This window comes from Amycolatopsis sp. NPDC050768, from assembly GCF_040654155.1.
Taxonomy (GTDB): Bacteria; Actinomycetota; Actinomycetes; order Mycobacteriales; family Pseudonocardiaceae; genus Amycolatopsis.
The window spans coordinates 86,310-94,072 of sequence record NZ_JBFAHL010000011.1 but is presented as its reverse complement, the minus strand read 5'-3'; the positions used below and the strand labels follow the sequence as shown (position 1 = coordinate 94,072).

Sequence of the window (7,763 nt, the reverse complement as noted above, 5' to 3'; positions counted from 1 at the left end):
GCAAGGCAGCATTCATGGTCGTCGAACGGATCGTAAGTCGGCTCAGCGCCGCCCCGGATCCCCAGAAAAAGCCGCTAGGGGCAGGGAAATCACCACGCGAGGCGCAGGAGCGAAGGCCCGCGCACGATCACGCCGTATTCCCACTTCACGCCTTCGCGACCGTCCGCGAGCCGCATTTCCGGGAAGCGCGCGAGAATCGCCTTGAGCGCTTCCTGGAGTTCCAGGCGCGCCAGCTGCGCGCCGATGCAGTGGTGCGGGCCGTGCCCGAACGCCACGTGCGGGTTGGGGCTGCGGGTGAGGTCGACGGTGTCCGGGTTCGCGAACACCTCCGGATCGCGGTTCGCCGCGTGCAACGCCGGCAGCACCGGGTCCCCCGCGCGCACCACGACGTCGCCGAAGCGCACGTCTTCGGTGGCGTAGCGGGCGAACATCGCCGCGGTGTTGATCGGCACGTACCGCAGCAGTTCCTCCACGGCGGTCGGCATCAGCTCCGGGTCCGCCCGCAGTTGCGCGAGCAGGTCCGGCTGCGTCAGCAGGGTGAACAGGAAGCTCGGCAGCGCCGTGGACACCGTCTCCACACCACCGGTGAGCAGGCCCGCGCCGGCGATGGAAATCAGCTCGTTCTCGGTGAGCTTGTCGCCGGCGTCGCGCGCGTAGACCAGAGCGCCGAGCAGGTCGTCGGTCGGCTCCTCGCGCCGCTGCGCCACGAGCCCGGCGACGTAGTTGTCGAGCTGGTCGCCGTAGACGTCGAGCACGTCGTCCTTGGCCGTGGCGTCGCTGACCAGCGCCTGCGTCCACTCGCGGAAGATCTTGTGGTCTTCCTGCGGCACGCCGAGCAGGTCGCAGATCACGGTGACGGGCAGCGGACGCGCGAGTTCCTCGACGACGTCGGCCGAGCCGCCGCGCGCGACCATCCCGTCGAGCAGGTCGTTCACGAGCGTCTGCACGCCTTCGCGCATCTGCTCGAGCCGGCGCGCGGTGAACGCCTTCGACACCAGGCGGCGCAGGCGCGAGTGGTCGGGCGGGTCCATGCCCATGATGCCGTCGCCCATCTGCTGGCGGCGCATCCGCGGCTGGTCGAGGCCCTGCGCCAGCTCCCGGCTGAAGCGCTGGTCGGTCATCACGAGCTTCACGTCGGCGTACTTGGTGGCGAGCCACGCCGGTTCCCCGAAGGGCAGCTGCACCCGGCTCATCGGCTCTTCGCGCTGCAACATGTGGTACAGCTCGGAAACGGAGATCTCCTGCATGTCGAACGGGTAGGCCCGGACGGTCCGGCGCGTACTCATCGCGAATCCCCTCCAATCGCGGTCATCGGCTGCTCCAATGCCTGGGCGTCGTGGGTGTGCTGGACGTACGAGAGCGCCGACATCAAGGTCGACGAGGTGATCGCACCGCCGTGACCGCGCTCGACCACGCGGCGCAGCGGCAGGGAACCGAGGTCGGACCAGCAGAGCCGGCCGGCCGGGTCGAGATAGCTGCGGGCCTGCCCGGCGTTGTCCGGGTGCAGGCAGAACGGCACGTCGAGCAGGCCGCGCTTGAACGCGACCACGATCGCGCGGCCGAGATCTTCGTGGCTGTTGAGCACGGCGTCGACCAGCGCGTAGGCCTCGCGGTAGACCTGGTTGTCCGCCTCCACGGTGACCTTCTCGGTGGCTCGCACGGCACCCGCGTGTTCGAGCGCCTGGACGTTTTCCGCGACGGTCGGGATCCGGTGCGCCTCGGCGACGGTCTTCACGATCAGCCGCTCCGAACCGGTGCTCAGCGCCAGCTCGGCCGCCTTGCCGAGCAGGCTCAGCGAGCCTTCCGGCGTACGCGGGAACAGGCCCATGTAGGCGTAGATCACCACGTGCCACGACGCGCCGGGCAGCAGTTCCGTGCACAGCCGGCGCAGCGCCGCGACGGCTTCCTGGTCCTGGCGCAAGTTGGTCTGCTGCGCGTAGCTCACCGAGATGCTGCGCAACCCCTTGCGGTAGAAGAACAACGCCTCCAACGCGCTCAACGCCACGAGCTCGCTCGGTGGGCAGAGCTGGCCCATCATGCAGCCGCCGAACGTCTCCAGGTGCGCGCGGCCGCCCGGCAGCTCGGCGTCGGCCAGCAGTTCGCAGCAGGCGGACCAGTTGCGCACGGACTCGTCCAGCGGCGTGCGGCTGTAGGGCAGGCAGTACGACACCGGCCCGCCCTCGGTGGCGTGCAGGCCGGCGGCGAGCATCGCGCGGAAGATGTCCGCGGGCCGCGCCGAACCGTGGCGCACCTGCACCGGGAAGTCCGGGCCTTCGAGGCCGTCGAGCATCGCGCGCGTGACCTCGGCCGGGTGGTTGACGATGGGGTAACCGTTGAGCGCGATGCCGTGGGCCAGGGCGTGCGCGACGGAATCGGTGTCGCAGACGCGGGTGTAGCTGTCGAGTGTGACGGTGCCAACGGTCGTGGCGGCGGCGTTCTTGGTCGCCGCCAGCCCTGCGCGCATCACGACCGGGTCGGCGAACCCCATACGGGGCTGCACGACCAGCTGCCCGGCCGCGTGCCTGCTCGCCACGAACTCTTCGAAGCTCACACCCCCTCCACCCGCACGGGGAGCTGGGCGGCACCGGCGGTCAACGTCGCGGCGAACCGGCGGAAGGACGCGTTGTTCTGCTGGTCGTCGAAGACCGCGTCGAAGCCGGCGAGCAGCAGCCGCGCCGTCTCCTCCTCGGTCAGCGGGCCGCCGACGCCGAGCTTGCCGCCGATCACCACCGGCAGCGCACGCAGCTCGGGGAAGGATCGCAAGCGCTGGATCACGCGCAGGCCGTCCTGGTAGCCGTGGCCGTTGACGCTGCTGATCACGAGCATCGTCGGGCGCCGGCTGAGGCATTCGGACTCCAGCAGCTCGTCGGGCACGCACGCGCCGAGGTTCACCACGTCGAAGCCGAGCTCGCCGACCAGCAGCTCCAGGTACACGAGGTTCCACGTGTGCGAGTCCGACGCCATGCTGCTCACGATCACCGTGCGCGGCGGTTCCGTGACGACGCCGCCGCGGTAGGCGTTCATCTCCTCGCTCACGGCGAAACCTCGTAGGCACGCTGGTAGTCCAGCCGCGACACGGACACGACCTCGTCACCGCGCACCATGACCTCCGTCGGCGCGGGCCGGCCGAGGAAGCTGATCAGGCTGGCGGTCACGCCGTACGCGCCGACGTTCGGCACAGTCACCACGTCGCCGGGCGCCAGCTCCGGCAGGCGCGCGGCCTTCGCCAGCGAGTCACCGGGAGTACACAGTGGACCGACGAGGCTGCCGGTCTCGCCGAACGGAGCGGTGTCTTCGATGCCGACGGCCGCGGGCAGCAGCCGGCCGATGCCGGACAGCCCGCCGACGACGTTGATGCCCGCGTCGAGAATCACGAACTTGCTGCCGCGGCTCTCCTTGACGTTCACGACCCCGGCGAGCAGCGAGCCACAGCTGCCGGACAGGTACCGGCCCGACTCGCAGGCCAGCTCGACCTCCCCCGTTCGCCATTCCGGCAGGTACAGGTCCAGCAACTGCTCCAGCCCCGCCCGCAGCTTCGGGTAGTCGGTGCGGGGGCCCGGGACCGCGTACGGCGAGGAGAAGCCGCCGCCGATGTCGAGCAGCTCCAGCGGCAGGCCCGCTTCCTGATGCAGCTGCGCGGCCGACTGCAGCACGAACTCGTACTCACCGAGCAGGCTGTCCTCGTCCTTCGCGTTGCTCATGGTGAAGAAGTGCGCACCGGCCACGCGCGTGCCGGCCACGGCCTTGAACGCGGGCATGAGCGAGGGCAGCGTCTCGGCGTCGATGCCGAACTGCGAGGGCCGGCCCATCATGCGGATGCCGGTCGACGCGCTGCCCTGCGTGGTGTTCACGCGTAGCAGGCACGAAGCGATCACGCCGTGCTTCTCCGCCGCCGCACCGACGTGCTGCAGATCGGTGAGCGACTCGACGGAGAACAGCCGCACGCCGGTCGCGATCGCCTGCTCCAACTCAGCGCCGGTCTTGCCGGGACCCGTGTAGAGGATCTCGCTCGGGTCGAAACCCGCCTCCAGCGCGTTGGCCAGCTCCCCGGTGGAGCTGATCTCGGCGCGGCAGCCACCGTTGTGCAGCTCGCGGGCGATTTCGGGGTGCGGGTTGGCTTTCAGCGCGTAGAAGACCTGGAAGCCCTCGGGCAGCAGGCCGAAGAGTTGGTCGCGGGACTGTGCGACGACGTCGAGGTCGTAGACGTAGGTGGGGGTGCCGAAGCGTTCGGCGAACTGCTGGGTCATTTGTGCGCGCCTTCCACGAGCAGGGCCAGTTCCTTCGTGGCGTTCTTGCCGTGCGCCGTGAGCGGGAACTCGTCGACGACGTGACACAGGGACGGGACCTTCTGCGGTTCGAGCCGCTTCGCCAGCTCCCGCAGCACGGTGGTGGGCGGCAGGTCGCTCTCGACGCAGATGGCGAGATCGCGCGTGTCGCCCGGCGGGATCGCGCCGGCCGCACGGACGCCCGGGATGTCCATGGCGGCGGCCTCGATTTCCAAAGTGGACATCCGGATGCCCTTGCGCTTGAACATGTCGTCACGGCGGCCTTCGAAGTAGAGGTACCCGTCGGCGTCGAGGCGGCCGTAGTCGCCGGTGTGCAGGCGCAGCTCGCCGGTGGCCTCGTCGCGCCTGAACGCGCGGGCGGACAGCTCCGGCGCGCGCCAGTAACCCGGCATCACGTGCGGGCCGGCGGCCACGATCTCACCGATGTCGCCGGCGGGCAGCTCCGTGCCGTCCGCGGCGAGGATGAGCACGGACGTGCCCGGCAGCGGCAGCCCGGACGCGCCGGGACGCTGGTCGTCTTCGTCGGGCGGCATGATCGTGATGCGCTTGCACTCGGTCTGGCCGAACTGGCGCACCACGCGGGTGCCGGGGAACGCGGTGCGCAGCTGCGCGATCGTGCTCTCGGGCAGCGCGGCGCCGGTGTTGGTGAACAGGCGCACGGGCGCGGCCGGTTCGGTCTCGCGGCCGGCGAGCGTGGCGATCATCGTGGCGAGCGAGGGCACGATGGGCACGATCGTCGCGCCGACCTCGCGCATCCGCTGCAGCAGCCGCAGGTCGGACTCCGCGTCGGCGAGCACGATCTCGCTGCGCCCGAGCGTCGAGAGCAGGACCTTGTAGAGGCCGTAGTCCCAGGACATCGGGAAGCGGCAGAACACCACGTCGTCGCCGCGGTAGCCGAGCACGGCCTGGATCGCGCAGGCGGCGAAGGTGACCTGGCGGTGCGGGCCGATCACGCCCTTCGGCGCCGCGGTACTGCCGGAGGTGTAGATGAGCACGGCGACGTCGTCGGGGTCGACGTCCGTGGCCTCGATGCGTTCGCCGTAGGCCGCTTCGACCTCGGTCCACAGTGGAATCATTTCTTCCAGCGTGACCACGAGCACCGGCTCGGCGTTGCCCACCACCGAATCGAAGTGGAACGCCTTCATCGCCGGGTTCACCGGCACGAACACCGCGCCGCGGCGGGTGGTGCCGAAGAACAACGCGACCAGCTCACGCGTGGTGGGCAGCTGCACGACCACCCGGTCACCGCGCCGCACCCCGCGCCGGGCGAGCACCACCTCCACCGCATGGCTCCACGCGGCCAGCTCGGCGTAGGTCCACGCGCCGGCCCGGTCGCGCACCGCCGTCGACCCGGGTGCGTCGGCCACCGCCTCGTCGAGCAGGGAATGGACGAGCGAAGTACCGTTCACGACTGCTCCCACCAGAACTCGAGAACCGGGGCCTCGATCCGCCCCTCGACCCCGGGAAAACTAGCCGCGGCGGCGCGCGTGGCCACACCCCTAACCGCCCCTAAGCGCGCACGCGAAAACGGCCCGCCCCGCCCGGAAACCCAGGCGTAGCAGGCCGTTTAAGACAGGCTTCAGCTCAGTGCTTCGAACCCCGCGACCGGCACGACCCCGTCGAGGTCACGGGCGAGCTGCTCGTCGAGCGTCACGAACGCGTCGCCGTGCAACCGCGTCAACGCCACGTACTCGGCCACGAACGTGTCGGCCCACCCGAGCTCCTCGGCGACCTGCCACGCGGTCGCCTGCAGCACCCGATCACCGAGCAACCGGATCTTCAGCGCCCGCACGCGGTCGAGTCGCGCGGCGGCGTCCTTCTTGGTCAGCTTCCCCTCGCGCACCTGCGCGTAGAGCAGAGACAGCGCGTGCGACCGGATGAGCGTGGGCGCCAGCAACCGATGGCCCACCACGGCCCGCTCCTCGGCCAGCCGCAACGCGACCTCCGGCCCGATCACGTACTTCGCCACGCAGCTCAGCCTACCGGCGTGAGCAGCACTTCGGCTTCGACCGCGAGCGCCTTCCGGTCGATCTTCCGGTTGGAGTTCAGCGGGAACTCGTCGACGTGGCGGTAGTGGCGCGGGATCACTCCCTCCGGCAGGACCTTGCGCAGCGCGCGCACGAGCTCGATCGCCGGTCGCTCGCCGCCGGTGTAGAACACGAACAGCTCCAGACCGGCGTCGCCGCGCACTCCCAGGGCCACGGCGTCGCGGACGCCGGTCGCGCGCAACGCGTGCTCGACCTCGGTGAGCTCGATGCGCCAGCCGAGTACCTGCACCTGGGAGTCGAGGCGGCCCAGGTACGCCAAGTCGTCGCCGAGCCGGCGGACGCGGTCGCCCGTGCGGTAGAAGCGGCGGCCCCCGCGGTCGAGGAAGCGGCCGCGCTCGTCGGCCGGGTCGAGGTAACCCGGCGTCAGCTGCGGGCCCGCGATCGCCAGCTCGCCTTCTTCGGCTTCCTCGACGTCGCCCTCGCCCAGCAGCAGGTGGTCGTGCCCCTCGTGCACGGCCCCGATCGGCACCACCCCGTTCACGGCGATCCTCGGCGTTTCCTCGTCGTCCCAGCGGTAACCGGCGACGGTGATCGTGAGTTCGGTGGGGCCGTAGAGGTTCTCGGCGAGCGAGTTCACCGCCGCCGCGCGCCAGTCCGCCGTGTCGCGCACAGTGAGCGCCTCGCCCGCGAAAAAGCTCCACCGCAAGCCCGGCAACGCACCCGACGTGAGCCCACCCGTGCGGCGCACCAGGTCGATCGCGCTCGGCGTGGAGAACCACACGGTCAGGCCGCTCTCCGCGGCGAACGCCGGCAGGTCGCGGTAGGCGCGACCGGGCAACACCACTGCCGGCGCCCCCGCACCCCAGGCACAGAACAGGTCGAACATCGCGCAGTCGAAGTTCAGGTCGAACGTCTGGGAGAAGACGTCGTCGGGCGTGAAGTCGTAGCGCGCGTCGAGCAGGCCGAAGTAGTGCTCGGTCGAACCGTGGCCGATGCGCACGCCCTTGGGCCGGCCGGTGGAGCCGGACGTGAACAGGATGTACGCGGAATCCTCCGGCCGCACCTGCCGCGGCTCGACCAAACCCTGCGCCCGCGTCTCCGGGGTGAGCACGGGAACCCGCCGCTGACCGAGCACGTCCGCCAGCAGCGCCTGGCCGCGATCGTCGACCACCAGCGCGTCGACCCCCGCCGCCTCGACCATCTGCGCGGTGCGAGCCGCCGGGAAGTCCGGCCGCAGCGGCACCACCGTGGCGCCCGCGTACAGCCCGGCCAGGATCCCCGCGTACGCGCTGATTCCCTTGCCCGCCAGCACCCCTACGGTGCGCGCGCCCGCTTCGGCCAGCGCGCCGCCCCAGAGCAGCGCCTGCTCGTGAAGCCGGCCGTAGGTCAGCTCCTGGTCGCCGACCCGGACGGCGGTGCCGTTCTCGGAAAGGGCCAGGCCACGCAGGAAGCGCGAGTGCAGCCCGCCGGTGAAGCTCGTGTCCATCGT

The 7,763-nt window shown here is 70.7% G+C and carries 7 protein-coding genes; all 7 read right to left on the bottom strand.

Annotation, left to right across the window (positions count from 1 at the left end; genetic code table 11):
• Nucleotides 1–89: 89 nt before the first annotated feature.
• The 7 genes from AB0H62_RS29830 to AB0H62_RS29800 all read right to left on the bottom strand — a co-directional run bounded on the left by AB0H62_RS29830 (nt 90) and on the right by AB0H62_RS29800 (nt 7,760).
• Nucleotides 90–1,286 carry a cytochrome P450 gene (locus AB0H62_RS29830; protein ID WP_360589638.1) on the bottom strand — a complete coding sequence of 399 codons (1,197 nt, stop codon included), beginning with the start codon at nt 1,284–1,286 and terminating at the stop codon, nt 90–92.
• Nucleotides 1,283–2,551, bottom strand: a complete 1,269-nt coding sequence (locus AB0H62_RS29825) for a methylaspartate mutase (RefSeq protein WP_360589636.1) — start codon at nt 2,549–2,551, stop codon at nt 1,283–1,285. Before AB0H62_RS29825 ends, AB0H62_RS29830 begins: the two co-directional genes overlap by 4 nt.
• Nucleotides 2,548–3,036 (bottom strand): cobalamin-dependent protein, encoded by a 489-nt coding sequence (locus tag AB0H62_RS29820; protein WP_255638372.1) that lies wholly within the window; start codon nt 3,034–3,036, stop codon nt 2,548–2,550. Before AB0H62_RS29820 ends, AB0H62_RS29825 begins: the two co-directional genes overlap by 4 nt.
• A complete protein-coding gene (locus AB0H62_RS29815; protein ID WP_360589634.1) occupies nt 3,033–4,247 on the bottom strand; it encodes a type III PLP-dependent enzyme in 1,215 nt (404 codons plus the stop codon). Before AB0H62_RS29815 ends, AB0H62_RS29820 begins: the two co-directional genes overlap by 4 nt.
• On the bottom strand, nt 4,244–5,695 hold the full coding sequence (locus tag AB0H62_RS29810; protein WP_360589632.1) for an AMP-binding protein: 1,452 nt from the start codon (nt 5,693–5,695) through the stop codon (nt 4,244–4,246). The genes AB0H62_RS29815 and AB0H62_RS29810 overlap by 4 nt, the downstream gene beginning before the upstream one ends.
• Nucleotides 5,696–5,865: 170 nt before the next feature.
• On the bottom strand, nt 5,866–6,255 hold the full coding sequence (locus AB0H62_RS29805) for a hypothetical protein (protein ID WP_360589630.1): 390 nt from the start codon (nt 6,253–6,255) through the stop codon (nt 5,866–5,868).
• A gap of 5 nt (nt 6,256–6,260) precedes the next feature.
• Nucleotides 6,261–7,760 (bottom strand): AMP-binding protein, encoded by a 1,500-nt coding sequence (locus AB0H62_RS29800; protein WP_360589628.1) that lies wholly within the window; start codon nt 7,758–7,760, stop codon nt 6,261–6,263.
• Nucleotides 7,761–7,763 lie beyond the last annotated feature (3 nt).